Annotated in this window: 1 protein-coding gene; it reads right to left on the bottom strand. The window is 72.4% G+C overall.

Annotated features, from left to right (window positions below; all coding sequences use genetic code 11):
* Positions 1 to 371 (bottom strand): winged helix-turn-helix transcriptional regulator (locus IM725_RS20205; protein ID WP_193782420.1); only part of this gene is annotated, 371 nt, incomplete at its 3' end.
* Positions 372 to 384 lie beyond the last annotated feature (13 nt).

Below are 384 nucleotides of genomic sequence, written 5' to 3'. Positions count from 1 at the left end.
GCCAGGATGTCCGGCAGATGCCCGCCGATCCAGTCCGCGAGCGCCTGCACGTGCAGGCCTACCTCCCGCCCCAGCGGCGTCAGCCGGTAATCCACGTGCGGCGGCACGACGGGATAGGCGCGGCGTTCCACGAAACCGTCGCGCTCCAGCACCTGCAGCGTCTGCGCGAGCATGCGCTCACTCACCACGCCCACCTTGCGGCGCAGCTCGCTGAACCGCAGCGTTCCGCCCTGCAGCGCCACCAGCACCAGCACGCCCCAGCGGCTGGTGACGTGTTGCAGGATCTCCCGTGCGGGGCAGGCGGGCGACAGCACGTCGCCACGGCGCATCAGTTCGGCCAGGGGCGGGGAGGGTTCGGCGAGCGGTCCCATCGCGGGCATGGCG

The sequence above is a fragment of the Ramlibacter aquaticus genome (genome assembly GCF_015159745.1).
GTDB lineage: Bacteria > Pseudomonadota > Gammaproteobacteria > Burkholderiales > Burkholderiaceae_C > Ramlibacter > Ramlibacter aquaticus.
The sequence above is the reverse complement of the archived record's forward strand: the minus strand, read 5'-3'. Positions and strand labels throughout refer to the sequence as shown.